The 25,188-nt window shown below is 70.0% G+C and carries 16 protein-coding genes and 2 pseudogenes; 7 read left to right on the top strand and 11 right to left on the bottom strand.

Features of this window, described 5'->3' with window-relative positions; genetic code table 11:
* The first annotated feature begins 57 nt into the window (after window positions 1-57).
* On the top strand, window positions 58-870 hold the full coding sequence (locus tag D5S19_RS19680) for an alpha/beta fold hydrolase (RefSeq protein ID WP_120024815.1): 813 nt from the start codon (window positions 58-60) through the stop codon (window positions 868-870).
* Between the two features lie 254 nt (window positions 871-1,124).
* On the opposite strand, the gene D5S19_RS19675 is transcribed toward D5S19_RS19680, so the two are convergent.
* Window positions 1,125-1,736: a VC0807 family protein gene (locus D5S19_RS19675; RefSeq protein WP_147397459.1), complete on the bottom strand. Its 612-nt coding sequence runs from the start codon at window positions 1,734-1,736 to the stop codon at window positions 1,125-1,127.
* 99 nt (window positions 1,737-1,835) lie between these two features.
* Window positions 1,836-3,032, bottom strand: a complete 1,197-nt coding sequence (locus D5S19_RS19670) for a low temperature requirement protein A (protein WP_120024813.1) — start codon at window positions 3,030-3,032, stop codon at window positions 1,836-1,838.
* A gap of 1,207 nt (window positions 3,033-4,239) precedes the next feature.
* Between D5S19_RS19670 and D5S19_RS19665 the strand changes: the two genes are divergently transcribed.
* Window positions 4,240-5,298: a fatty acid desaturase family protein gene (locus D5S19_RS19665; protein ID WP_120024812.1), complete on the top strand. Its 1,059-nt coding sequence runs from the start codon at window positions 4,240-4,242 to the stop codon at window positions 5,296-5,298.
* A 730-nt stretch (window positions 5,299-6,028) separates the two neighbouring features.
* On the opposite strand, the pseudogene D5S19_RS34205 reads toward D5S19_RS19665, so the two are convergent.
* Window positions 6,029-6,391 (bottom strand): annotated as a pseudogene (locus D5S19_RS34205) (flavin reductase); the annotation flags it as partial.
* Window positions 6,392-6,634: 243 nt separating this feature from the next.
* Here D5S19_RS34205 and D5S19_RS19655 point away from each other — a divergent pair.
* Window positions 6,635-7,491: pseudogene (locus tag D5S19_RS19655) on the top strand (MaoC/PaaZ C-terminal domain-containing protein).
* A gap of 27 nt (window positions 7,492-7,518) precedes the next feature.
* Window positions 7,519-7,977 (top strand): riboflavin kinase, encoded by a 459-nt coding sequence (locus D5S19_RS19650; protein WP_120024810.1) that lies wholly within the window; start codon window positions 7,519-7,521, stop codon window positions 7,975-7,977.
* A gap of 478 nt (window positions 7,978-8,455) precedes the next feature.
* On the opposite strand, the gene D5S19_RS19645 is transcribed toward D5S19_RS19650, so the two are convergent.
* From D5S19_RS19645 to D5S19_RS19630, 4 genes are all read right to left on the bottom strand, one after another.
* A complete protein-coding gene (locus D5S19_RS19645; RefSeq protein WP_407641766.1) occupies window positions 8,456-9,013 on the bottom strand; it encodes a DUF5134 domain-containing protein in 558 nt (185 codons plus the stop codon).
* A gap of 648 nt (window positions 9,014-9,661) precedes the next feature.
* Complete coding sequence (locus tag D5S19_RS19640; protein ID WP_120024808.1) at window positions 9,662-10,171, bottom strand: trypco2 family protein; 510 nt, start codon at window positions 10,169-10,171, stop codon at window positions 9,662-9,664.
* Between the two features lie 16 nt (window positions 10,172-10,187).
* A complete protein-coding gene (locus tag D5S19_RS31770; RefSeq protein ID WP_147397458.1) occupies window positions 10,188-13,037 on the bottom strand; it encodes a CHAT domain-containing protein in 2,850 nt (949 codons plus the stop codon).
* Window positions 13,038-13,121: 84 nt separating this feature from the next.
* Window positions 13,122-13,661: a Uma2 family endonuclease gene (locus D5S19_RS19630; protein ID WP_120024839.1), complete on the bottom strand. Its 540-nt coding sequence runs from the start codon at window positions 13,659-13,661 to the stop codon at window positions 13,122-13,124.
* Window positions 13,662-14,155: 494 nt separating this feature from the next.
* Here D5S19_RS19630 and D5S19_RS19625 point away from each other — a divergent pair, with 494 nt between their 5' ends.
* Window positions 14,156-15,835, top strand: a complete 1,680-nt coding sequence (locus D5S19_RS19625) for a TIGR04141 family sporadically distributed protein (protein WP_120024838.1) — start codon at window positions 14,156-14,158, stop codon at window positions 15,833-15,835.
* A gap of 3 nt (window positions 15,836-15,838) precedes the next feature.
* Here the strand turns inward: D5S19_RS19625 and D5S19_RS19620 are convergent, their stop codons facing one another.
* Window positions 15,839-17,227: a WS/DGAT/MGAT family O-acyltransferase gene (locus D5S19_RS19620; protein WP_120024806.1), complete on the bottom strand. Its 1,389-nt coding sequence runs from the start codon at window positions 17,225-17,227 to the stop codon at window positions 15,839-15,841.
* A gap of 59 nt (window positions 17,228-17,286) precedes the next feature.
* Between D5S19_RS19620 and D5S19_RS19615 the strand changes: the two genes are divergently transcribed.
* The gene (locus D5S19_RS19615) at window positions 17,287-18,555 is read left to right on the top strand and encodes an alpha/beta hydrolase (protein WP_120024805.1); all 1,269 of its coding nucleotides are present in this window, start codon (window positions 17,287-17,289) and stop codon (window positions 18,553-18,555) included.
* Here D5S19_RS19615 and folE read toward each other — a convergent pair.
* Entirely contained in the window at window positions 18,519-19,112 is a 594-nt protein-coding gene (folE, locus tag D5S19_RS19610; protein WP_120024804.1) for a GTP cyclohydrolase I FolE, read from the bottom strand. The two genes, D5S19_RS19615 and folE, sit on opposite strands and share 37 nt — an antisense overlap.
* Window positions 19,113-19,241: 129 nt before the next feature.
* Here folE and D5S19_RS19605 point away from each other — a divergent pair, with 129 nt between their 5' ends.
* Complete coding sequence (locus tag D5S19_RS19605; RefSeq protein WP_120024803.1) at window positions 19,242-19,937, top strand: helix-turn-helix transcriptional regulator; 696 nt, start codon at window positions 19,242-19,244, stop codon at window positions 19,935-19,937.
* Window positions 19,938-20,267: 330 nt separating this feature from the next.
* On the opposite strand, the gene D5S19_RS19600 is transcribed toward D5S19_RS19605, so the two are convergent.
* Window positions 20,268-21,473, bottom strand: coding sequence for an SWIM zinc finger family protein (locus tag D5S19_RS19600; protein WP_120024802.1), 1,206 nt, complete (start codon window positions 21,471-21,473; stop codon window positions 20,268-20,270).
* A gap of 419 nt (window positions 21,474-21,892) precedes the next feature.
* The gene (locus tag D5S19_RS19595; RefSeq protein WP_120024837.1) at window positions 21,893-24,625 is read right to left on the bottom strand and encodes a DEAD/DEAH box helicase; all 2,733 of its coding nucleotides are present in this window, start codon (window positions 24,623-24,625) and stop codon (window positions 21,893-21,895) included.
* Window positions 24,626-25,188: the final 563 nt, after the last annotated feature.

Raw genomic sequence — 25,188 nt, 5'->3', positions numbered from 1 at the left:
ACAAAATCCGGGCTCCGAAGCGGATCCGGCGGCCCGAGTTGTGCTTGACTTCTCGGCATGATCGCGGAAAACGGGGACAGCACGGAAAGCCGCTGCCCGGTCGCCGAGGGCGAACTGGCCGTCCGCACCACCGGTTCCGGGCCGGTGCTGCTCCTCGTCCCGGGCGGGACCGGCGGCGCCACTTCGTTCCGCGCGCTCGTGAAGCAGCTGTGCGCCGACTACACCGTGGTCACCTATGACCGGCGCGGCCACTTCGCGAGCACGGACGCCACCACCGGCCCGGTCACCGTGCCGCAGCAGGCCGACGACGCACTGGCGGTGCTGGATCACGTCGGCGCCGGCCCGGTACCGGTGTTCGGGACGAGCGCCGGTGCACTGATCGCGCTCGACCTCGTCGCCCGGTACCCGGGCCGGGTATCCACGCTGGTCGCGCACGAGCCGCCCGCGGTCCAGCTGATGCCCGACGCGACCGGGATCCTGGAAGCCTCCGCAGCCCAGGTTCGGCTAGCCCGATCGGGTGATCTGATGGGGGCCGTGACCCGGTTCGCGGAGGGCATCGCCGGTGCAGCACTGCCCGATCTACCGAATCTGCGCCTGCCGAACGAGGCCGACTGGCTGCGGCTCTTCGACCGCGAACTGACCGAGTTCTTCGACTACCTGCCCGACCTGCGCGCGCTCCGCCGCGTACGGACCGAAATCCTCCCCGTCGCCGGCGAGGCCAGCCGCGGCCGTTACCACTATCAGCCGGCCCGGATCCTCGCCCTGGAACTGGGATTACCGTTCACCGAAGTGCCCGGCGCGCACCTGGCACCGCAACGGAACCCGGCCAAATTCGCGGCGGCACTACGAGATCTGCTCGCCGACCTCTGACGCCTCCGCCGCCGATACGCGACAACGGAACCCGACCACAGCACCGCGAGGATCCCGCTCACCAAGCCCGAAACGGCGAGCCCGGCCGCAAGACCCGCTCACTGAACCAGTGACGTATCGGACCGCGGCCTCTTCGCGATCACAAACCCGCCGAGTCCATAACGCCTGCGTCAAGTCCGACACATCAAGCCACATCGCGAAAACCAGCCACATCCGCGCCACCGCCACCAGCCCAGCACACACTGGCCGGCCCGTCAGGCGGTAGCCCGCGCGCGGTTGCGGTAGGCGAGGCAGACGAGCACTCCGAGCCCGGCCACCGCCCAGCCGGCGGGCTGGCTGACCGTGAGGAAGGTCGCCGTCGGCAGCAGGAGAGCGAGCATCAGGATCACCAGTGCGTGCAGCACGAGCATGCCGCCGATGAGCGCGGTCAGTACCGTCAGCGCCCGTTGGCGGGCAGCGCCGGTGAGCCTGCCCTCGGACTCCGCACCGCGTTTTCCGGCGAACCGCATCAGCACCGGCAGGAGCGGCTTCCCGATCAGCGCCGAGCCGAGGAACACGATCCCGACCGGCCCGGTGAGCAAGGTGTCGCGCAGTTTGAGCACCAGTTCGCTGCCACCGGACAACACCAGCACTACGAGGAGCACAGTGAACCCGGCTATGGAGACGACACCGATTGGATCGATCCGCCGCCGTACCGCGAGCTCGCCGACGGTGACGAGCAGCGGAACCGAAGCCCCGATCGCGAGCGCGGGCACCTCCCCGACCGGCGTCCGCAGCACCAGGTAGAGCGCAAGCGGCACCACGGCGTTCACGACGAGGCTCGGCGCCATACGGCGCAATGGTGCGGTCACGGGTCGGGCGGACATCGGCAGGCCTTCCGGTCAGCGGCTGGACTTCTCCAGCGTGACCGGCGGATCATCGCCGAGCATCGGAGCCAGGGTGGGACTTTCTGTCCACCCCAGGGTCTAGTGCCGTCGCCGCTTCCGCCTGGCCAGCAGGTCGCCGACGAGGCTGGCCCCGACCGCCACGACGAGCAGACACAGGAACTGCACCGGCGTCACCTCCCCGCCGAAGAATCCGAGCCACGCCGGGATCACCAGGCCGGTCACCAGCTCCCCGACGGCCCACCTCGGCTCGCGCCCCGAAGCCAGCCCGGACGCGGCGCCGATCACCACGAAGGCAGCGACGCATCCACTCAGCAGCCACCTCGTGGCCGGCTCGACGTGCCCGTGCTCGGCGGCTTCGACGACGTCGCCAAGGCCGCCTGCCAGCACCGCCAGCAGGCCCACGACCAGACAATGCAGCGGAAGCACCACCCGCGGCCCGGCCTTGTCCTGGCTCAGGTGCGGAATCCCGGCGAAGCCACGTCGCAGGGCGCTGGACCATAGCGTCGCGAGCAGCACAAGGGCGGCGATCACCGTCCAGTACAGCGCAGCGTGCCATTCCGGGATCTCGGCGATGGTCTGGGTCACGGTGAGCACACCTTCACCGAGCACGATGATCGTGAACAGCCCGAGCCGTTCGCCGAAGTGCGCCATGTCCAGTCGCGCTTGAGCGGGCTTCACCAACGCCGGCTCGTGCCCGCGCCGGACCCGCCGCGCCGAATCGCGGTGGGCCAGCCGCGCCGAAAGGGACCCGGTGAACCACTCCCCGACCCTGGTGAAGGTGAGCAGCAGGTCAAGCCCGAGTCCGATCGCCCAGAGCACGTACCGCGACGGACCGTCCACCCAGATCGAAACGATCCACGGTGTCACGCTCGCCCCGGCGTGCACCACCGGCCAGTCGACGACTACCCGCACCTCATGCCCGCGTCGGCCCTCCCACAACCGGCTCGCCAGCGCCCTAACCGCGAGATACGCAACGGCGAAGACCACCGCGTGCCCCTCCCGGATCCCGGCTACCGACGCGGCCATGAAGACCAGCCCCACCATCCCGAGCAGCACCGGCAGTACGTGCGCCGCGTCGCCAGTGGTGTTGCCGTAGACGGTGAAGCACATCCACGCCGTCCAGAACGCCAGGAAGCACAGGACGTACAACCCCGCGCCGCTCCAGGACGAGCTGCCGTGTACCAAATGCGTGAGTTGTCCCACCCCGGCGACCGCGACCAGATCGAAGAACAACTCAAGCCAGGACGCATGGCGTTCCTCAGTCTTCTCGTTCACGGCGGCCAGTATTCCGCCCCGGCTCCGAACGTCCACGGCACCACCCGACAAACTCCACGCGCCCCGGACACCAGCCGATCCGGCTATCCGGCGACGGCATCAGCATCGCGGCCCGCACTGCCGCACCCGCCACGCATCCACCGAATCCCGCCCCCGACCGAAGAACCGCTTGTTCCGCCATCGAGCACGCCCGGTTGCTCGGGGTTCTCACCGACAGGCCTGCAGATCCCGGAACGGTACGCGGCACGCCACCACCGCACCTGCTCCTCGCCGCTTTGCTCGCCAACCGGCCACAGATCACCGGATGGGCACACAGGCAGACCCCGTTGCTGAAGCCCGGCCGTTCACCTCCTCTCATCGACAGCCCCAGGCCGCCAGCGGCACGTCGGAAGCCACCACCACCTAACCCGGCCTCACCAGCTCCCTCCTTCGGGTCTCGCAGATCGCCGAATCCACACGCGACTACCCCACCGACACCGAACCAATCCACGCCGCATCACCAACCGACAGGCACGCAGACCTCCCCACTCACCCGCTAGCGCCCCACGAACCCTCCGAATCGACGCTACGCACAGCACCTCCACTACGGCATTGCCCGAATCACGTCCCGATTCCCACCATGACTGACGACGATGCGGAAGAGCGGCTCGAACATACTGAGACCACGAACCATTCGATTCTGCAGCGCAGCAGCAACCGCGCGGGCAGCCGAGATCGGATCGCGCGAGAACACCGGTGCCCCACCGTGTCCGCAGGACCCGACGGCGCTGGCAGTCACCGCCTCCGACGCCGACATCACCAGCCCGACAGACTGACGAACATGCCGCGCACGCTCCATGATGCGTGGCTGCCGATAACCACACCGACCGGTCTGCCGGAAGCGATGATCACCCTTCCGCTGAGCATCCGACCCACCCGTCATAGCCCTTCACCGGCCTGGAACAGGATCGCCCCGCCGACCAGCTCTCCAGCTGACCGCGCTACCTCACATCGGACAGCCCCGGACGCGTCCAGATCCGACAATCACCGCCTAGCCTGCCCGTCAGCACACGAAAGTTCCTCACCGCACCTCCTCTCCATTTCATCACCTGCCTCACCCCACGTACGGTCTCTTTGTCCGACAGACACCGAGGTGGGGTCAGCACCCCTGTCTCTTGTCGGGGCTGCCCTGTTGTACCCAGCCCCTGGCGCCGAAAGACTCAGACCGGTGACCACTGACAAGCTCGTCCTCGCCGCACCGCCTCGGTCCGGTAGCGACTTCTCCCGTCTCACCCGCCGGATCTCCGACGCCGGTCTCCTGGATCGCCGCCCCGGCTACTACATCATGCGCAGCACTGTCGTGACCATCCTCTTCGCCGGCGGTTGGGTCGCGTTCGCGCTGCTCGGCGATTCGTGGTGGCAGCTGGTGATCGCCGCGTTCCAGGCGTTCCTGTTCGGTCAGATCGCGCTCCTCTCCCACGATCTCGCGCATCGTCAGGTGTTCCGGACCCGCAAACCGACCGAGATCACCGGACGGCTGGCAGGAAATCTCGGCATCGGCATGAGCTACGGCTGGTGGATGGACAAGCACACGCGCCACCACGCCAACCCCAACCACGAGGAGCTCGACCCGGACGTCGAACCGGACATCCTGGTCTGGTCCCAGCGGCAAGCCAGGGAGAGCCGCGGCCTGCCCCGGTTCGTCGGGCGGCACCAGGCTGTGCTGTTCTTCCCGCTGCTCACGCTGGAAGGCCTCAATCTCCACTGGTCCGGGATCCGCGCTGTGGCACGGCCCGGCCTGCGTCACCGCCGCATGGAGGCGGCGCTGCTCGCCACCCACTTCGCGGTCTACCTGTCCGCACTGCTCCTCGTTCTCTCTCCGGGCATGGCTCTCCTCTTCTTCGTTGCCCACCAAGGACTCTGGGGTGTCTACATGGGATCAATCTTTGCGCCGAACCACAAAGGCATGCCGACACTCACCGGCCGGCCCGAGTTGGACTTCCTGCGCAAGCAGGTCCTGACCTCACGCAATGTGCGCGGTGGGCCGGTCATCGACGTCTTGCTCGGCGGCCTCAACCACCAGATCGAACACCACCTTTTCCCGAACATGCCGTCGATCCACCTGCGCCGGGCACAGCCGATCGTCGAGCAGTACTGCGCCGAACTCGAGCTCCCTTACTTGCAAACAGGACTCCTGGAGTCCTACCGGCAGACCTTGGCACACCTCCACGAGGCCGGGGCGCCGCTCCGGTCGAATGGACATTCCTCATCTTTGCTCCGTTCTTGATGGCTCGGCTACTGGATGGACGATCAGATTTACTACTGGCAAAGGAAACGGGAGAGGCGACGCCGCCACGAACGGCGCTTCCGAGCACGATCTCAGATGGACACGGGGACAGGCGATCATCAGATCCCTTGGCAGCACTGGGATTTCGGGAAGGTCAGCGCGAGTGCACCGCGCGGCACCCGGCCGCTTTCAATCTCGTGCCTACCACGCTAGACGAGACATGCCGGCAACGCCAGGAAGTCCCCCGATCGAGCGGAAGGTGATGATCATGGTGGCAATTGACCCGGCAGACAGGGAATACTGGACATCGACGGCGAGAGATGGCCGCACTGGGCGCGCAATGGCATGCGCAGCAGGGATAGACCTCCACAACTCGGCGTCCGGGCGGCAGGGAACCTGAACACCGGCCCGGACGAACTCACGGGCATTCCGAGTGGTTAACGAGATGCTGAGCCAGGGCTACGGTCGACGCGATCCGGGCAGCGATCAATGAAGGGGTCGCAAAAGGGGAATCGTTGAGGGAGAGCGTTCCCGGCAACGATTCGCGGGACATGAGAAGCACATCGTGCGGTTTCTGGAGTGGAAGAACGTCACAGTGTGTGGGTAGAGAGGAGTAGGACGCTGGACAACGTCGGCCGGATCTTCATACACCTCCACGGGAAGTAATGCGCAACCGCCGCCGGGCGGGACAGGGGCATCAGGGCATCGAGCGCGGCTAGGACCTGCCCGGTCAAAGGCAGTGACGCCAGTGGAACGGCATTCGGCGTGACAGCAGCGGCTGGAGGTCCGAGGGCTCGCCGAGCGTGGTGACACGGCCGATTACCACGCAGTGGCCGGCCTCCAAGGTGCACGACCCCGAGGGGCGTGGAGCGCCCAGGTAAGCGCGCACCCGATCAGCTGGGTGCCCTGAGCGACCGGCGAGGCCGATGGCGGCAGCGAAGCGATCGCCGCACCGGCTTCCGAAGGTCACCGTCAAGTCCTGCTGGTGGTGGCCAGGCACGTTGACGACAAAGCTCCCGGCGGTGGTGGGCAGTGGCCAGGTAAGCGAGGCATGGATAGTGCAGACAGAGAAGGCGGATAACACGGACGAGCACGCAAGGGGTGGGTCAACCGAGCGGAAGGGGTGAGCAAGCGCAGGGAGGTTGAGCTAGCGCAAGGGGGGTGGACTGAGCAGGAGCACAAACGTCGGGTTGGCCGGGCTGGAGCGCTGCGAACGATTGGAGGTGGAACAAGACCAGACCGGCGATGGTGGCACGTCAAGCGGATCGTACTGGGCTGCACAGTGGGTACGGTTGACCGAGGAGGGCGTCCGTCAGCTACGAAATGAGGAGCGTCTGTGCCTATTGATCCCGCGGTCGCGATCGGCGCCGATCTTGGCGAACTGCGTTTCTCCTGGACTCGGTTGGACGTGCTGCTCTACCACCTGGCACTGGGTGCCGGGGCCGATCCGCTGGACGAACGCGAGCTGCGCTACGTCTATGAACAGGACCTGCAGGTGCTGCCGACGTTCGCTACCGTGGCGGCCGACCTGCGCACCTTCAGCCCTCGATCACCCTTCCCGGGGTGGACATCGACCTGGCCAAAGTGCTGTACGGCAAGCAGGAAGGGCAGGTGCACCGGCCGATCCCGCCCGAGGGTGCGGGGATCGCCCGGACCCGGCTGGTGGACGTGTTCGACAAGGGCAAGACCGCGGTACTGGTCCAGCGGACCGAGGTCACCGACGAGCAGGACGATCCACTGTGGACGGCCACCGCCAGCCTCTTCGCCCGTGGCGAAGGCGGATTCGGCGGGGAACGCGGGCCCTCGGACCGGATCGACCCGCCTGAGCGCGACCCGGACGCGGTACTCGAGGTGCCGACGCTGCCGCGGCAGGCACTGCTTTACCGGTTGTGCGGCGATCGCAACCCGCTGCACGCCGATCCGGAGTTCGCTCGGCGCGGCGGTTTCGACCGGCCGATCCTGCATGGACTGTGCACCTACGGCATGGTCGCCAAGGCGGTCGTGGACGCCTTCCTCGACGGCGACCCGGCGCGCGTCTCACCGTTCGGGACGAGATTCGCGGGCGTCGTGTTCCCCGGTGAGCGGCTGCGCGTACGCGTGTGGCGCGAGGACGAAAGGCTGCTGGTCACCACCACCGCCCCGGAGCGCGACGGCGTGGCTGTGCTCTCGGACACAGTTCTGATCCCTCGGTGACCCGAGTCCGCGTACTACGGTGTCCACATGTCGGACGAGCGCTACTTCGTGGTCCGTGGCCCTGTCGAGCCGGGCGACCAGCGTGGCCGTGAGCTGGGCTTTCCCACGGCCAACCTCGCACTGCGCGACCAGCGCGGCGAACTCGGCGACGGGGTGTGGGCCGGGTGGGCCGAACGTCCGGACGGCACACGCGTGGCCGCCGCGGTATCCGTCGGCCGTCGCCCCACCTACTACGGCGCCGACGGGTACCGGCTGGTAGAGGCGTTCCTGCTGGACTTCCAGGGCGACCTGTACGGCGAGACACTCACCGTCTGGCTGGGCAGTCACCTGCGGGAGCAGAAAGCCTACGGCTCAGCCGAGGAGCTGATTGAGGCGCTCGCGCACGATGTCCAGGAGACGCGCGACTGGATCTCGGGGCATCCGGCCGCAGCACTGCCCGCGCTCGGCACGCCGCCACCGGACGGCGAGGTCCGCCGGGTCGGCTGAAGAGTGCCCGAGCCGGATGGGCCAAGGGTAGGGCGTCCGAAGCTGGATGCGCCGCAAGGCGGACGACGGAAATGGGAAATCAGAAGGCCGAGAGCAGAAATCGGAGGCGGAAGGCGGAAGGCGGAAGGCGCCCGAGGCTAAAGGGTGTGCTGGGTCTCCCAGTGGCAGAGGGCTCATCGCCAAGGCGGGGCGGCCCGACCTGCAGCGCCCATCCTGCCAACACCTGCAGCGCGTCCCGTCCTGTCAGGCCTACTGCGCATCCGTCCTGCCCGGCATGCAGCGCGTCCCGTCTCGCCCCGACCTGCAGGTCCGTCTGCTCGCTGCAAGGTCCGTCCCCCTTGACCTGCAGTGTCCGTACCCTTGGCCTGCAGTGTCCGTACCCTTGACCTGCAGTGTCCGGGTTTCTTGACCCGCAGTGTCCGGGTTGATTGGCCTGCAGCGTCCAGGTTTCCGTGGCTGTTGGACAAGTGTCCTCGTGTCAGGCCGCGGCCAGCAGCAGGTAGCCCATCCCGGCACCCATCGCGGCCCGACACCACGTGCGGGAGGCGTGGCCGGGCAGCGGCTCGGTGCCGCGCAGCCGCATCGCCTGTGCTCCGGCGCGGAGTGCGTCCGCTGCGAAATAGGCGGCCAGCACCGCGGCCGCCGGCCATGCCAGCCCGGTGTCCATTGTGGACATAGTGAGCCAGGGGCCGTGCGCCGCGCCGTGCTGGGGCATCGCGCTCACCATGTACAGCATGGCGAGCGCGGACAGCGCGTGGTGCCCACAGCCGGACGGCTGGCAGGAGCGGCGCTCGCGCCACCAGGAGACCCCGAGCCAGCCAACGGTGAGCCCGAGCACGGCCTGCCAGCCAGCCGCCGGAATCGGCCCGCCGACCGGCGAGAGCATGGCCACCATGGCGATCACGAGCAATAGTTCCGCGAGATCGCCGGCGCGTACGCCGGGGCCGAGGCGCACGTAATCGAGCCGTACCAGGCGAAGCACGCACGGCAGCGCAAGCAGTGCACACAGCACCGTGAACGACCAGGCCAATGGCAGGTTCACCGCGGACCGCGCGACAGCGCAGCAGCGACGGGCATCCTCGGCCACCTCATTCCCGGAACACGGACACTGGCATTTCACCGTGGCATGCGCCATCCGCCTGCGACAGCCAGCATTGCGGTGAAGCGGACCAACCGAACGGACTACTCGGACAGAAACCATCCCACCGGCCGGGATGCCGGTAACCGGCCACTGTTTCGCGGCCTCGATCTGATCCGTGGAGATGTCGAGCAATTTCCTGACGGCCCCAGCAGGCGCCCGTGGACATGGACATAGGCCACGCCGAACTGACCGCCGCGCGGGTTCAGCAATCGTTCCACCGAGAGCCAAAGCACCCGCACCGCCACTCTTGTGCCCGCGGACGCAGGCCTCGCCGAACTGGCCACACCGATCCAGCCGCTCCGCTGAGGATCACAGCATCCTCAACAGTGCCGCTCACGCCACGCAGGCAGGCCCGCCGAGCGTTGGGTACATCGGTAGGCAGCAAGTCAACTGCGATGAAGCCCCGGCCTCGTGCAGCACAGAAGCCGGGTTCCTCCTGCTGCCCCCGCATGTGCCGTCATGCAAGACGGTATCCATGTCGGGGGCCAGGCGAGCCGGAACATCATGGAACTGAAACTGCGAAGGCCTGGCCAAGCACGCCCTTCAGCCGACCGGCGCGACGGTGATCTTGAGCTTGTGCGACAGCTCGTCCTTGATCTCGGTATCGAGACCAAGCGAGATCGACCCGTCCTCGGTCACGGTGAACGAGAGTTCCACCGTGCTTTCCTTCAGCACGAACGGGTCTTCCCCGCCGCCTGCGTCCGCGAGCACGGTCATGATCGTGGTGATCGCATCCACCAGCACCTGATCGACGGTGCCGTCGCGGATCTCGTGCGCGGGCGCGAGGTCCGGTGGCACCAAAGTGATATCGATCGCGTGGGTGTCCTTTGTGGTCATCGTGGTGCCGAACTTGACGGTCATTCCGGCGAACGGGATCTTGAACTCCAGCCGCGCACCCGAACCGGTCGTCGCGATCGCGTTCAGGCTCAGCTGGACCGCGGTGACCCGGACGGTCCGGCCGGGGTCCGCGCTCGAGATGCCGGCGTCGCGCACCGCGGCCTTGACCGCGTCCACCAGACTGCTGACCGGTACCCCGGTCGCCGTGACGTGCATGCTCGTCCTCTCGTGCTCAAGCGGGCGGGAACGCCGTCGCTTCCGGATCACCGTAGGCGGTGTAGGCGAGCCAGCTGGGATCGGGATCATCGTGAACGGCCGCCCGGCGCGCCCAGCCGAGCGCGTTGCCGAGTGTCGCGCCATCCTGCAGGGAACCGTAGAACGTCTCCGCGAACACTCGGGCGCTCCGGCTGCGGACCGGCCACAACGTACCGACGAACGCCCCCGCGCCGGCTGCCATGAACTGCTGTGCCCAGCCGATCATCCGGCTGAACTCCAGCGCATTGCCCGCGGTGCGGCAGGCGTTGAGGAACACCAGCGGGCGGTGCCCGGCGAGGCTCTGCCGGACGGCCGCGCTGTTGAGCAACCCCGGCACGAACGGGCCGCCACGCATCGCGACGGACGCGCCATCTTCCGGAGTGAACGTGTTGTGACAGGCGAAATGCAGGCCACCGCGGGGGCCGGCGGCGATCAGATCGAGCAGGGCGCCCAAGTCGCCGAGGGACGCACCGGGGCCGAGGACCCGCCGGAGGGCATCGACTTCCTCCTGCGCGTCGGTCGGGGCCGGTTCCGAGGTCACGTAGGTGCACGGAGTCACCGCGAGCTGGACGTTGCGGGCCTGGCCGAAAACCCGGCGAAGCACGGGGAACTGCTCCACCAAGAACCCGTCATCCGAGCCGGGGCGCAGCGGGTACAGCAGTTCCCACGGCACCACGTCGAAGTCGGTGGCGATGGAGAACGCCGAAATGTGCTCGCGGATCTGCCAGAACTGCTCCTGCAGCACGTGCGGCACCAATGCCTGCCACAGCCCGACGCCGGTTTCGGCCATCCAGCGCCGGGCCATGCTTCCGGTATAGGGGCCACGGCCCTGCGCGAGTTGTTTCAGCGTCGTGATCGCTCGTTCGATGGCCGCGCTCGCGTCACCGGCCGCGCCCTGCGCGAGGACCGGCTCGAACAGGTAGGCGTCGGACAGCAGCTGGAAGACCGTCTGCCCGCCGAGCGACCGGACCTGCAACGTCACCTCGCCGCGGCGAGCCCGCACGTCCAGTGGCCCTGACCTGGCCCATCCGGGCTGTCCGGCCGGGCCGCCCGGCTCCACCGAAACCTGGGTCTCCAGCTCGGCGAGGAAGGTGCCCCCGGCGAAGGCCATCAAGCGCACGCCGTGCAGACCGGGCTGCTCGGTGCGGAACACGAACCGGACCGGTTCGGACTCTCCGTGCGGCGGCACCGTGAGAAGCCGCTCCGGCGCACCGAGCGGGACGAGGCCCGTGGAGGGTTGCACCAGAAGGGAAATCGCGGTGGCCCCGGCCAGCCGGTCGAGGAGTACCGAGGCGGACCACGGCCCGGGATCGGTCGCGACGCGCACGAGGAGGCTGATCTCGGTACCCAGCGCGGCCCGGCTGGGCAGCCCGGCGACCAGGTGGCGAGGATGGTATGCCGGAGCGGGCTCGACGTCGCCCTCCGGCGCCGGATCACCGGCAGGGCTGAGCCGGTGGGAAGTCTCGCTCGCGCCCAGCCTGGTGTCCACGTCCGCGCGATTCGGAGCCGTGCCGGGACGGGCTCTGGCCGGCTTTCGCTTCGGTGCGCCGCCGTTGGCAGGAGCCGGGGCGGGTCGCCGGGCTTGGCGGACCCGGGGACGGCGGCGGGCAGGTGGATCGCCGTCAGTCCCCGCCGAGCCCTGGTTTCCCCACCCGGACGGGGTATTGCCTGCGCCGGCCTGACCGTAACCACCGGACGACCGTTCCACCGGGCCCGCGGCGCCGCTCTGGTTTTCCGCGCTTGGCGGTGTACTGCCTGCGCCGGTCAGCCCGCCATAACCACCCGAGGAACCCCCGACACCACCCGGATTCCCCTCACCTGAGGGTGCTCTGCCCACGCCGGTCTGCTCGCCGTAACCACCCCACGAACCCCCGGCACCACCCGAACTCTCCCCACCCGACGGCGCTCTGCCCACGCCAGTCGGCCCGCCATCACCACCCGCCCACCGTGGCGCTGAATCCTCACCAGCGCTCTGGTCCTCGCGGCCTGACGGGGCACCGGCCACGCCAGTCTGGCCATAGCTACCCGACGGCCACCCTGCCGGACCTGCGGCGCCGTCCTGATTCCCCTCGTTCGGCGGTGTACTGCCTGCGCCGGCTTGCCCGCCATAACTGCCCGACGGCTCACTACCCACACCGGTCTGCCCGCCCTCACCGCCTGGCCACCACGGCGCTGAACCCTCGCCGTCACCCTCACTCCCCCGGTCCGCCGGCACATCACCCTCGCCGGGGAAACCCGACGGCCACGCCGGATCCGCAGCACCACCTTGAATTCCCGACGGCCGCCCTGGAGCCTCGACGCCATCCTGATTTCCCCCATCCGAAGGCGCGCCGACCTGCGACGGACCCCCAGCACCACCCCACGACGCATCGTCCGAGCCAGCCTGCTCGTCATCGTCGTCCCAGTACGCCGAATCCCCAGCACCCCCGCCCGCCTGGTCACCGCTCGGCGACCGGGCATCGGTCGTCCAGCCGAGCACGCGGGAGCGGTACTCAGCCGCCGGGATCCGGCCTGCGGCAAGGTCCTCGTCCAGCGTGCGCAGCTGGGATCGCCAGTCCGCCGCTCCGGTCCCGGCAGTGCGCCACAGCAGGTCGATCCGGGCGGCCGCAAGGATCGCTCGCTCCGGATCGGTCGCGTCGAGACTCGTCAGGGCCGCGAGGACGGCGGCACGGGCGACGGCCGAAGCCGGAGCCGCGTCCAGTGCGGCCAAGGCAGCGCGTACGCCGGGGTCTCGGGCCACCAACGCTTCCAGCTCACTGAATTCCGGGTCACCCCGCCAGCGGGCACGCAGCTGCAGATAGCACTCGGCGTACCGGGTATCGAGCATCGAAAACCCTTCCCCACAAAGCTCCCGATCGGTGGCCGGTCACAGTGTCGCCCACCGGCGTCCGCCAGGCCAGCAGGGGCGTGGTCAGTGGCTGGAGACCAGCTCCGCCGGGCACAGGTCCAGCCGGTAGGGCCGGTCGAGCCGGGCCATCTGCTCGCCGGTGGCCTCGGCGTCCAGCACGTAACCACCGTCGACGAGGCGGAAGCAGCTCAGCGTGGGCTCGGTGGGTTCGACCACCCAGTAGTACGGGCAGCCGGCCGCGGCGAGACGGGCGGGCTTGAGGTGGTGGTCGATGTGCCGGCTGGAGGGCGAGACCACCTCGACGGCCAGCACCGGGACGCCGACCAGCGCCCGTTCGGTGAAGGTCTCCCGGCGGCCCACGACCACGTCCGGGATCAGCACGGTGAACTCGTCCAGCACCACGTCCACCGGAGCGGGCAGCACCTCGCAGTCCGCAGGACAGACCGGGGTGAGCGCGGCGAGGAGGCGCGCGACCACCCGCTGATGCAGCGGACGCGGGGACGGGCTCACCAGTAGCGTCCCGTCCACCAGTTCGTACCGGTGGCGTTCATCCGAGATCGTCTCCAGGTCCCGACGGGTGAGACGGTCGCCATGTGCGAACATCGGGACTGTCACCATGCTGCCCCCGCAGGCGGGCCGAGAAGAAACGACTCCGCCAGGGTAGACGGACACATCCGGCAGCGCGAACCGGCCTCCGCCGCGTTCCGGACCCGGGCGGCCCATTCCGCGCGGCCGCTGCCCGGCCGCCGGTTCACCGACGGTGACGGGATTTCCCGGAAAGCACCACGGACAGCCCAGCGCCGGGGCCGATACAGGGCCGATCGAGTCATGTCCGCGATTTCCCGGAAAGGCCATTTCCCGTCCAGTAATCGGCCATCGCATGCTCATCGTCCGGTAGCCTGAGCTGTGCGGACACCGTTTCCTGGAAGCACATCCCGAGTACCCTACCATTCCGGATCACCCGATCATGAGAAAGGCCGATTCAGCGGAATTTCATCATTCGGTATTCCCTTCGCGCTGCGTGATTCACCGGACGGACGGATCGGCGCGTCATCCTGAACGGACGCCGTTTCGCCTCCTTTCCTCCGGTGGTGGTCATGTCCCCGTCCGCACCGAGCAGGCCGGTGTCGCTGTTCCGCCTCGACGGCGGTGCCCCGGACCACGAGCTGCTGGTTCCGTTGACTCCGGAGCAGATCAGCACGGACATCCCGGTCCGGATTTCCGGGACCCCCGCCCGCCTGGTGGCCGGCGCGTTCCGCACCGAGGCCCCGCATTGGCTGCCGCACGCGGAAGCGCTCACCGGCAGCACGCTCGGACTGTCCTCGATGCTGCCGTTCGCGGTTCTGCTGGTGCCCCGCCCACCGTGGTGGTACGCGGTCACCTGGGGTGCCGGGCATCTGGTGCTCAACGACGACCACGTCGAGCCGGGTTTCGGGCTGCGCTTCGGCATCCGCCGGCTGGACCCGTTCGCGCTCGGGCTGGTGGCGAGCGCGGCGCTGGACGTGTCCGCGCGCGCCACGCAGATCTCCATCCCGGGCGGTGGCGAGCTGTCCGCGTTCCGGCTGGAGCCCTACGGCGAACTGGTGCAGCGCATCGCCGGTTCGGCCGATCTGACCGACCTCACCTACGGCCGGGTGACCGGCAAACGGCACCGCATCCGTGTCGGCACGTCGTTGTGGGCGCCGCTGGCCAAGGATCCGGAAGCATTCCTGGCCGATCTCGACGCGGTCGCCGCGGTGGTCGACGAGCCGGACGAGGATTCCGCGCTACGGTTCGTCTCCCAGACCCGGCCGCTGGACCGGCACCACCCGATCGTGCCGGAGCTGGAACGGCGGCTGGCCGCCACTCTCGGCGGCGACGGCGAGGAACTCGGCCTCGCCTGGCCGCCCGGGGCCGGGCAGGACGTGGAGAACGCCGGTTCGTTCCTGGTGACCGCGCTCGGCGCGGGCGGCCCGTTGCACGTGCCGGGGCGGCTCGAACCGGAGCATCTCACCGCGCGGCTGGCAAGTATTCCGGAGGACCGCCGGCTCAGGGCGTTGCGCGCGGGCCGGATCACGCCCTGCGCCGACGAGGCGGGCGCGGAGCCGACCGGCGCGCCGCTGCCCGCCGCGAAGTGGCTCGCCTACGAAACCACCGTCGAGCACACGCGTTACGTCTTCCATCAGGGCCGCTGGTATCGCATCGGCGAGACCTACGTTGCCCAGATGCGCGAGCAGGTAAGCGATCTGCTGGCGCGGCGTCATCCGTGGCCGGCGGTGACCTGGAAACCCAGCGGTGCGCCGGATGACGAACACCGGTACTGCCGGCTCGTCGCGGAACAGCCCGGGTACGTCTGCCTGGACCGCGACGTCGCGAGTACGCCGCTGCACCCGCGGTTCGAACTGTGCGATCTCTTGGGCCCCGAAGACGAGCTGATCCACGTGAAATGGCTGGGCCGGGCAACGGCGGCGAGCCACCTGTACACCCAGGCGCTGGTATCGGCCGAGGCACTGCACGACGAACCGCAGGCCATGGCACAGCTGGTCGACAAAGTGTCCACTTCGGACCCCGGACGGGTACTCTCCGGCGCGCCGGACACCGTCGTGCTGGCCGCCGCGGGCCGTTCCTGGCACGTGGACGAGCTGTTCACCCTGTCGCAGGTGGCGTTGCTGCGGCTGGACCGCGCCGTGCGAGCGTTGCGGGCAACCCTCGCGTTCGCGAACATTCCTTACACAGCAAAGAAAAAGGTGTCCGCGCGGCGGATCCCGACGCAACGACGGGGCGGCACTCGCCGCTGAACTTCAGGCGGGCGCGGCCACGAGCAGCTCCCGCAACGCGTCCGGCAACGCGTCGGCGAGCGGCCAGAGATCCTCGACCAGCTCCTTGGCCCCCAGCAACCCTACGCCGACCTTTCCGTCGCAGGACAATACTGTGACGTTCAGCCCGGCGCCGTGGAAGACCGGCCCCAGCGGATAGAGCCCGGTGACCCGCGCGCCGAGCAGGTACAACGGCATCGGCGGGCCTGGCACGTTCGAAACGATCAGGTTGTGCACCACCGGATGCCGTTCGGCCAGGCGCAGCGCCGAGTACGCCCGCACGCCGAGGCCGAACACCGACGCCGGGGAGAACTGCGCCCAATCGGCGAGCATGTCCGCACTCATGTCGTGGTGATGGTCCTTCGCCAGCCGGTTCGCCTCGGCCAGGAAGAACACCCGCGCAGCCGGATCGGCCAGGTGCGTGGGCAGCGACGCGAAGAAGGCGGACACCCGGTTACTGCCGCGATCGCGTTCGGTCCGCTCGTGCACCGACACCGGCACGGTGCTCACCAGCGGGTCCTCCGGCAGCTCGCCACGGCCGAGCAGAAACTGTCGCAGCGCACCGGAAACCAGCGCCAGCACCACGTCGTTCACGGTGACCCCGAACGCGTTCTTCACGCGCTTGACCTCGGCCAGCTCGACCTGCGCGAAGGCGACCGACCGGTGGCCGGTGATGGTCCCGTTGAGCGAGGTGCGCGGCGCGGTGAACGGCACCGGCATTCCCTTGCCGTGCAACGCCTTGCCGAGCCAGCGCGGCACCAGCTCAAGCAGCTCCGGCAGCAGCCGGGCGATCTCCGCCGGGCGGCGCAGCAGTACATCCGCGCTCTCCCACAGCATCCTCGCCCGCGTCGGCAAGCCGGTGTTGTGCCCTGCGTCCGGGATCTCCGGCACCGGCGCGTCCGGCGCGAATCCGGCGAGGTAGGTGATCAGACTGGCTCCGCCGACCCCGTCCACGCTGGCGTGGTGCATCTTGATCAGCACGGCCACGCGGTCCTCGGGGCCTTCGATCACGTAGCACTGCCACAGCGGATGCGCGCGATCGAGTTGCTGACCGGCAAGATGCGCGCACAGCTCGGCCAGCTCGCGATCGCCGCCCGGCGCGGGCAGACCGACCCGGTGCAGATGGTTGTCCAGGTCGAAGTCCTCGTCCTCGACCCACACCGGATGGCTGAGATTCCAGAGCGGATTGTGCAGTTTGCGGCGGAACGCCGGGATCACCGCGACGCGCTCCGCGAGCCGGCGTTCGAATTCCTGGAACGAATACCCGCCGGGCATGGTTGTCCCGTCCAGCGTGAGCAGTCCGCAGACGTGCAGCAGCTGCGACGGCGTCTCCAGATAAAGGAAACTCGCGTCGAGCCCGCTCAGTCTCTGCATCGGCCCAGGGTATTCCAGAAACGGCGGGCAGGGGGTCCCGCGAAGGTAGCATCGGAGGGGTGAAACCGGACTTCCTCACCCGGCGGGCGGCGACGCTCGGGCTTGCCGCGCTCGCGGTGGCACCACCAAAGGCCCGTCGCACCTCGATCCCGGTGTTCTTCGCCGGGTGGCTCACCGGCGAACTCGCCCCGCACCTGCTCGCGCTCACCGCGGCGGACACCGTGCACCATCTCGCCCGCCGCGGATTGCGCGGCCGCGGCGATCGTGCCGGGCTGGCCCTGGCAGCGGTGTCGGCGGCCGGGCTCGGCTCGGTGATCGCCACCGCGCAGCGTGCGCGGGGCGAGGTCGAATCGGCCCTGACCGACGCGCTCGGCCCGGACTACGCCGAACGGCTGGCACCTCGGCCCGGCGACCTGGCCACGCCGTGGGCACAGATCGCGCTGCCGTTCCGCAGCCACGACCCGCAGGTGCGGCGGGACCGCGACATCGCCTACGCCCCGGGCGGGAAACGTTTCCTGCTCGATGTTTTCCGCCCGCGCGAGCCGGTCCGCGCCGCGCCGGTGCTGCTGCAGATCCACGGCGGCGCGTGGGTCATCGGCAACAAGGAGGAGCAGGGCCAGCCGCTGATGCGGCATCTGGCGCGCCGCGGCTGGGTCTGCGTGGCGATCAACTACCCGCTCGCCCCGGCGCACCGCTGGCCCGCGCACATCGTCGCGGCCAAGCAGGCACTCGCCTGGATCCGGGAGCACATCGCGGACTACGGCGGCGATCCGCGGTTCGTCGCGGTCACCGGCGGTTCGGCGGGCGGGCACCTCGCCGCGCTGCTGGCGCTGAGCCAGAACGATCCGGCACTGCAGCCCGGCTTCGCCGAAGCGGACACGAGCGTTCAGGCCTGCTTGCCGCACTACGGCGTGTACGACATCGCCGCCACCACCGGCACCGCGGACAGCCGGTACCGGCTGGAAAGCCTGCTCGCGCGGCGGGTATTCGCGCCGGATCGGCCTCCGCGCGACCACCTCGACGACTACCTCGCCGCATCCCCGCTGAACCGGGTGTCCGAGGAGGCGCCGCCGTTCTTCGTGATCCACGGCAAGCACGATTCGCTGGTACCGGTGGCCGAGGCACGCGAATTCGTGCAACGGCTGCGGGAGAAGTCACGCGAGGTCGTGGCCTACGCCGAGCTGGCCGGTGCGCAGCACGCGTTCGACGTGTTCCCCTCGATTCGCAGTGCGCACGTGGTGCGTGGGGTCGAGCGGTTCCTCGAGCACACCTACCGCGCGTGGGCGGACGGTCAGGAGTTGACGCCGGCGAGCGCGAAGAACTCCTGACGGGAGCGGGCGTCCTGGCGGAGCGTGCCGAGCAGCGCCGAGGTGACGGTCGAGGACCCGGTCGCCTGCACGCCGCGCAGCGTCATGCAGGTGTGCTCGGCCTCGATCACCACGCCGACGCCCTTGGGTGAGAGCTGGTCGGACAACCAGCCCGCGACCTGCTTGGTCAGCCGCTCCTGCACCTGGGGGCGGCAGGCGAAATGCTCGACGACGCGCGCGAGCTTGGACAGCCCGAGGATCCGCTCGCCCGGCAGGTAGCCCACGTGCGCGACGCCGGTGAACGGCAGCAGGTGATGCTCGCAGACCGAGCGCACCGGGATGCTGCGGGCCAGCACCAGCTCGTCGTACCCTTCGTCGTTCGGGAACGTGGTGAGGTCGAACGAGCGCGGGGTGAACAGCTCGGCGTACGCGTGGGCCATTCGGCGGGGGGTGCCCTGCAGGCTCTCCGAGTCGAGCTGGATGCCGAGGGCGCGGAGGAAGTCCCCCGCTGCCTTCTCGGCGGCAGCAAGGTCGAGGCCGGGATCGGGTTCGTGGACGACGCGAAGCGCGGATGACATGGGCGGTCCTCGGGGCTCGACGGGTTTCGCCTGGAAATCTTGGTCTTATTGCCGGGGAGAGTCAATGTGACCAGGTGAACACACCCGTGGCGGGGATACGGAAACATCGCTGGGGGTTATCGTAGCGGCGTGACGAGTGAGCGTGCGACGATCCGCGCGGTGGCGGCCCTGGACGAGGACCTCCGCCACGGGATGTACGCGTTCATCCGGGACTCTGGCCGCCCGGTGACCAGGGAAGAGGCAGCCGTGGCCGTGGGCATCTCGCGGAAGCTCGCGGCGTTCCACCTGGACAAGCTGGTCGCCGCCGGCCTGCTGCGCACGAGCTACGGAGCCGCGGGCAAGGTGGGCCGCGCCCCGAAGGTCTACGAACCCGCCGCGACGGATTTCGCGATCTCCATCCCGCCGCGCCGCCCGGACGTCCTCGGCGCGATCCTGATCGACGCCGTCGCGTCCGCCGGCGCTGCCGAACCGGCCCGCGACGCCGCCCTGCGCACCGCCCGCCGGCACGGCACCGAGGCCGGCGTCGAGAAACGCACCCACACCCGCCCCGGCCGGCTCGGCCCGGAACGCGGCTTGACCCTCGCCGGCGAGATCCTGACCCGCCACGGCTTCGAACCGGCCCGGGAAACGCCGGTGTGCCTGCGGCTGCGGAACTGCCCGTTCCAGCCGCTGGCCGGGCGGGCACCGGAGCTGGTGTGCGGACTGACCCGGAGTTTCCTGACGGGGGTGCTGGACGGGCTGGAGGTGGCCGGGGTGGCGGCCGTTCCTGCCGGTGCCAGGGTGGGTGGATGTTGCGTGGAGTTGCGTGGGGGTGTCGGAGGATGATCTTGCGAATGGTGCCGTCTGGGGCGTTGTCCGGTGGCTGGTCTTGCGGGATGGGTGTTGTGGTTGGCGGCGCGGGATCCGAGCGGCCGGGCCAGTCCTGCCGACGGCGGTGGAGACGTCCGGTGGCTGCTTTGCGGGATTGAGCTGGATTCGGACGGCGGGCGAGGCCTGTCGACAGCGGAATGCCTGCCTTTTGCCGGACGTTGCGGTTCGAGGCACCGGATTCGGGCAGCCGGACCAGATCTACCCACCTCGCCAGAGAAACCCGACGCCCGCCGGAGTCTGCCGTTGCCGGGTCGCAGCTTCGAGACACGCCCGGTAGCCGCGAAGTCAGTCCGCCGGATAGGCCAGGTCCACCGGACGCTCCGCGGACGGCCCGTCCAGCCACCACCGTCCGGACGTGCGCACGAAGCGGTACCAGCGGTGGTCGCGGCCGTACCGGAGCTGCACCCGCCCGAGCGTGACGCGGTTGCGCCAGGTGCGCAGGTCCCCGGGCAGACCGGGTTCCGCGAGGTCCGCGCGGGCCTGTGCCAGTGATCCGGGGCCGGGCGTCCACGTTTCGCGCAGCGCGGCCAGTCCGCCGCGGCCCGCTTCCCGCCAAGCGTGCGCCCAGACGGCCAGCTCGGCGGGCGCGACACCGGCCGCGGCGGCCAGCTCGGCAAGGTCTGCGCAACCGCGGGCCGGGTTCTGCTCGGCATCGGACCGATCGCCGGATCCCGGCCGGCGGGCAGCACGGCGCGCCAGGTCCTCCTCGAAGGTCAACTCGGCCGGGATCCCTTGGCCACGCAGCATTTCCCAGGCCAGCGACGCGGCGTCGGCGGCCAGGGTGGTGAGTGCGGCGGAGGTCCAGCCGGTGCCGGCGGGCGGGTCGAGGTCCAGCGGTGCGGGCAGGCCGGGTTCGCCAGGGGCGGCGGGCAACGGCGGTACCGACGCGATCCGGCGGCTGTAGGCCTGTTTCGGCGTCAGCCCCGGGTCGGGCGGGCGGACCGGCTTCTCGACGCTCGGCGCGCGCAGCTCCCGTAGCCGGGTCAGTACCTCGTCGCGGGCGCGGCCGCGGAGTGTGCACAGCACGAACGGGTCCGTGTCCACCTCGTCCGCGACCACGTAGTAGACCGCCGCCACGTGTTTACACGGGTTCGCCGGATCCGGGCAGGAACAGCGTGGCCGCAGGTCCCCCGGGCCGGGCAACAGATCGGCCCCGGCCTCACGGGCCTGTGCGGCCAGCTCTTCGGGCAGCTCACCGTCGAGCAGCGCGGCGGTGTGACCCACCTGTGAGCCGACGACGTCCAGCAGTCGCGCCCATTGCTCAGGCGTGAACTCCCGCATCCGGATGGTGACGCGGTAAGGCCGCGGACGGCTCCCCCGCACTCGCGCGGTGATCTCGCCCGGCGTGACGACGAGGTTCTGCACGGTGTCCTTGCGCGCGTAAGTTCGCCCGCGTGGCAACCGGTTCGGGTCCACCCGCGCCCGTTGCTCCAGCGCCGCCACCCAGGCACGGCCCCACCAGGTGCGGCCGAATGTCCGCCGGGGCGCCATCAGCCACCGGACCGTGCATGGCCGACGAGCCGGTCACCCGGCGACGCGGGGATCTCGCCCACCGCGACAAGGGACTCCCCCGCTGCATCCCGGCGCCGCAGATTTCCCCACTGCACCAACGGCACCCGACGCCCACCGAGCCACACGCCACCGGTCAACACAGCAACCTCACTCACCGCGACAACCGACTTCCGCGCAGCATTCTGGCACCCGCGCCGCAATCGACGCGAAACGCCCGCACCCGGCGCCACCTCATACGGCCGGACACCTGCCCGACAACCATCACCCGCCGAACAGCACACCGGCCGCCGGACAACACAGCAACCTCATTCACCACGACAATCGACTCCCCGCAACATCCCGGCACCCACGCCGCACCCGCTCCGGCCAAGCACCGCCAGCCATCCGCCGCACGACCATCACCCACCGAGCCGCACCAGCTCGGCGAGCCGGTCGTCGGACAGCTCCGTGATCCACTCCTCACCGGCACCGACCACCGCCTCGGCCAGCCCGCGTTTGGTCTCCAGCACAGCGGCCACACGCTCCTCCAGGGTGCCCTCCGCGATCAGCCGGTGCACCTGCACCGGGCGGTCCTGGCCGATCCGGTACGCCCGGTCGGTGGCCTGGTCCTCGACCGCGGGATTCCACCAGCGATCGTAGTGGATCACGTGGGTGGCCCGCGTGAGGTTGAGCCCCACCCCGCCCGCCTTGAGCGACAACAGGAACACCGGCGTGGCACCGGACTGGAAGCCGGCCACCAGCTCGTCGCGCCGCTGCGGGCCGATTTCCCCGGACAGCAGCGCGACCGGCAGCCCGCGCTCGGTCAGCCGCCGCTCCAGCAACCGGCACAGCCGCACGTACTGGCTGAACACCAGCACGCTCTCGCCCTCGTCGAGGATCACCTCCAGCAGCTCCTCGAACGCGGCGAGCTTGCCCGACCGTCCACTGAGGACTCCGCGATCCTCCTTGAGGAACTGCGCCGGGTGATTGCAGATCTGTTTCAGCTCGGTGAGCAGCTTGAGCACCTGACCCCGCCGCTGCACCCCGCGTGCCTCGCTGATCTGCGCCAGATTCTCCCGTACCACCGCCTCGTACAGGGTGGTCTGCTCCGCGGTGAGCGGCACGAACCGGTCGGTTTCGGTCTTGCGCGGCAGCTCCGGCGCGATATCCGGGTCGGTTTTACGGCGGCGCAACAGGAACGGCCGCACGGTGGCGGCGAGCCGCTCGGTGGTCCGCGCGTCGCGATCGCGCTCGATCGGCCGGGCGACGGTGCGGCGGAACCGGTCCAGGGTGCCGAGCAGCCCGGGCGTGGTCCAGTCCAGCAGGGACCACAGCTCGGTCAGCCGATTCTCCACCGGGGTCCCGGTGAGCGCGACCCTGGCCGCGGCGGGCACCTTGCGCAATTCTCTTGCGGTGGCCGACAACGGGTTCTTCACGTGCTGCGCCTCGTCCGCGGCGACCAGTCCCCAGTCCACTTCGGACAGTGTGGTCCGGTCGCGGCGCAACACGCCGTAGGTGGCCAGCACCACTTCGCCGACGGCGAGGTCGTCCAGATGCCGCCCGCCGCCGTGGAACCGGCGGACCGGGACCCCGGGCGCGAACCGGGCGAACTCGCGTTCCCAGTTGCCCAGCAGCGAGGTCGGGCACAGCACCAGGGTGGGGCCGGCACCGAGCGGAAGCCGGTGCAGGTGCAGGGCGATGAGCTGGATCGTCTTACCCAGCCCCATGTCGTCGGCCAGGCAGGCGCCCAGCCCGAGCCCGGTCATGGTGGCCAGCCAGCCGAGCCCGGCCAGCTGGTACGGGCGCAGGGTGGCGACCAGCCCGTCCGGCGGCGCAGCCGGCGCCGGATCCCGCTCACGCAGCCGCTCGGCCAGCCCCGCGAGCGCGGGCTGCGCCGCGAACTCGACCTGCTCGCCGTCCACCTCCAGCTCGCCGGTGAGCGCCGCGGCGAGCGCCTCGGCACCGGTGAGCCGAGACCGGCGGGCCCGCATCCGGGCCAGCGCCGCGGGATCCACCCGGATCCACTGCCCGCGCAACCGGACCAGCGGACGCTTGGCCTCGGCGAGCGCGGCCACCTCCGCGTCGGTCAGCTCGGTACCGTCGAGACTGAGCCGCCAACGGAACTCCAGCAGCCCTTTCAGCGGGAACGCCGGACCCGCCTCGCTCGCCGGCGCCTGCGTGACGCTCGCCTTCGCGCGAACCTCCCCGGCGAACAGATCCTTCGGCCAGAGCACTTCGATACCGGACGCGCCGAGCCCACGCGCGCCTTCGCCGAGCAGGTCGACCACCTCGTCGTCCGACAGCGGCAGCTCGGCCGGAGCGGGTTCGGACAGCACCCGGCCCAACGCCGGCCAAGCCCGCGCGCCCCGGCGCAGGCCGAGCAGCAGCTGGGTCTCGACCTGGTCACCAAGCCTTCGCAGCACGGCTTCCGGCGCGTCCCACAGCGCAGCCGCCTCCACGACGAGGCTCGGCTCCGCGACGGACCGCACGGCCAGCACCCCGGCGAAGGCGTCCTCGCGGGCCTCGACCCTCAGCAGCAGTTGCACTCCGTCCGGACGGCAGGCCTCCAGCTCGGCGAGCCAGGCCGCGCCCGCCGGGTCCAGCAGGGTGGGCTGCGGTTCGGCGAACCCCGCCGCACCCACTCCGACGGCCGCGGCCGGGCTGCGGACGAGCACGTCGGCGGCCGCGTCCCACAGCGCACGCACCAGCGATTCGGGAGAGTGCAACCGGATCCGCTTGACCCCGGACAGCGGCAGCGCGTGCGCCTCCGGCGGCAGCGCCGCTGCCAGCGCGCGGACCAGCTCCTCGTCCGCCCCGTCGAGCGGGCCGATCTGCCAGGTACCGAGCCCGCTCGCGGTCGCCGCGGGCCGCACCCGCCCGCGCGCCACCAGGTTCACCCCGGCGTTGACCACCGCCGACCACGCGGTCAGCGCCGGGCTCGCCTCGTCCGGCACCACGAGCAGCCGCGGCACCGCCCGCGCCAGCGGCACGAGCCGCGCGGACACCTCGGTCCGCACGAACCGGCCGCCCCCGGGCAGCACGAGCTGGATCGGGGTGTCCCCGCCGATCTCGTCACCCCAGAGCGCCAGCGCCCCGTCCCGGGGTGGATCGGAGGGCAGGTAGGTGGCCTGGGTGGTCACGCCGAACTCCACGCCGATCACCGTAGGCCAGGGGGCCGACAATCCGGTGCACGGGCCTGTGCGACGGCGGGGAACGCCGTGAAGGTGGCCTTCACGGACTCTTTGTCCGTGAAGGCCACCTTCACGGCGCGTAAGCGGCACGGCGCGTAGCGGACTGAGCGGTCCTTTCGCTGCGCGAGCCTGGTGCGAAGGTCGCTCTCGCCCCGCAGGACCGGAGCGAAAGTCGTTCTCGCGTCAGCCGGACCGAAGCGAAAGTCACCCTCGCCCCGCAGGACCGGAGCGAAAGTCACCCTCGCGTCAGCCGGACCGAAGCGAAAGTCACCCTCGCTGCGCGCGCGGGGCGGAGCGAGAGTCACTCTCGCCCCGCGGGTCTGACGTGAAGGTCCCGTTCATGACGGGCGGATGCAATGAAGGTCCCCTTTACCACGCACTTCGCGTAGTGAAGGGTCCCTTCACGGACCCTGAGTCCAGGGTGTCGGCAAAGTTGGTCGGGGACCCGGCAGTGGGCGATGCGGAGGTGTGTGCGACCACCTCGTAGCGTGCGCCGGACCGGTTTCGGGTCCGTGAAGGGACCC

This window comes from Amycolatopsis panacis, from assembly GCF_003600245.1.
Classification (GTDB): Bacteria; Actinomycetota; Actinomycetes; order Mycobacteriales; family Pseudonocardiaceae; genus Amycolatopsis; species Amycolatopsis sulphurea.
Note: the sequence above shows the minus strand (reverse complement) of the source record. Positions and strands in the feature narration are given on the sequence as shown.